This is a genomic window from Desulforhopalus sp. IMCC35007, from assembly GCF_005116575.1.
Lineage (GTDB): Bacteria > Desulfobacterota > Desulfobulbia > Desulfobulbales > Desulfocapsaceae > Desulforhopalus_A.
The window spans coordinates 1-1,689 of sequence record NZ_SWCN01000063.1 but is presented as its reverse complement, the minus strand read 5'-3'; the positions used below and the strand labels follow the sequence as shown (position 1 = coordinate 1,689).

General features: G+C 63.3%; 1 protein-coding gene. It reads left to right on the top strand.

Translation table 11 applies throughout. The features are described from left to right. Positions 1 to 245: 245 nt before the first annotated feature. On the top strand, positions 246 to 1,262 hold the full coding sequence (locus tag FCL48_RS24570) for an IS110 family transposase (protein WP_136876729.1): 1,017 nt from the start codon (positions 246 to 248) through the stop codon (positions 1,260 to 1,262). Positions 1,263 to 1,689: the final 427 nt, after the last annotated feature.

Here is a 1,689-nt window from a genome sequence, read left to right as displayed (position 1 = left end):
GCGCAACCACACTACGAGAACCAAGTGCGCGGGGCCGTCGCCGGCCGGGCAGAGTAGAGACGGGATGCGGGACGAACCGCAGAAATTCGTTCGTCCCTATTGACGGGGGTGGCTAATGGGTGACCCCGACCACTCAATGTAACTATCAGAGACCTGATAAACATCTAGCCATGGGCCGGCCTCCGGGCGCGGGCGTATCGTTTGGGTTCCAACACAGACGAAACGTCCACAACGAGGAGGCCGACATGGAACTCTATGCTGGAATCGACTTGCATTCCAACAACAGCATGGTGGTAGTGCTCGATGAAACCGACCGGGTGGTTTACCGCAAGCGCTTGCCCAATAATCTCGATGGCATCATTTCGGCGCTGCGCTCGTGCGCCGGGCAGATCCAGGGCGTAGCGGTGGAATCGACGTTCAACTGGTACTGGCTGGTCGATGGTCTGCAGGAGGCAGGGTACGTGGTGCATCTGGTGAACACGGCAGCGGTCAAGCAGTATGACGGGCTCAAGTACAGCGGCGATGCAGCCGATGCCCGGCACCTTGCGCACCTGCTGCGCCTGGGCATTCTGCCCGAGGGGTATATCTATCCGCGTGAAGCGCGCGCCGTGCGCGATCTGCTGAGAAAGCGCAGCCAGTTGGTCAGGCAGCGCACCACCCAGATCCTGAGCATCCAGAACCTGCTGGCCCGCAACCTGAGTCTCGCTGCGCCCGGCAATCTTATCAAGGGCTGGCAGGCGCCGGACATCGATGCGCTGGCGCTGCTGCCCGAGCAGGCCCTTGCGGTGCAGGCCAACCTTGCCGTGATGCACTGCCTCGACGAGCAGATCCACGGGCTCGAACACGCCATTCTCGAGCGCGCCACGCTGCGCGAGGACTACCGCGCGCTGCAGACGGTGAGCGGCATCGGCAAGGTGCTGGCGCTGACCATTGCGCTGGAGACCGGCGACATCGGTCGCTTCGCGAGTCCCGGCAATTTCGCTTCCTACGCCCGCACGGTCAGCAGCCGGCGCGAGTCGAACGGCAAGAAAAAAGGAGAAGGCAACACCAAGTGCGGCAACCGGCACCTGGCCTGGGCCTTCGTCGAAGCGGCGCACTTTGCGGTGCGCTACAACGAACGCATCAAGCGCTTCTACCAGAAGAAGAGCGCCCGCACGCTGCCGGTGGTAGCCATCAAGGCGGTGGCCCACAAGCTGGCGCGGGCGAGCTACCACGTCATGAAGAGCGGTGAGCCCTTCGACGTGGCGCGAGCGTTCGGATAAGGAGCAATGGGGCGGTGGTGGCAGTGCCGCCAAGGGGTTGGCATAACCAGGAGACCTGATTGCACGCCACCACCGGCCCCGCCTGAGCAAGGCGAAGCTGCGCCCGTATCGCGAGCCACCAAGGATTGGATCGCCTGGGAAAGAACGTGGGCGAAACCACAGATCTGTGCGAGCACGTTTGCTCGCCACGATTGGACGCGATGGGGAACAGAGGGTTTTCTGGGGCTGCCAGTGCAGCCAGGGGCAGGCACAGCACACCGTGCCGGCCTTGATCCTGATGGGTGACTGGTGCGCGCTATCGCGCAACCACACTACGAGAACCAAGTGCGCGGGGCCGTCGCCGGCCGGGCAGAGTAGAGACGGGATGCGGGACGAACCGCAGAAATTCGTTCGTCCCTATTGACGGGGGTGGCTAATGGGTGACCCC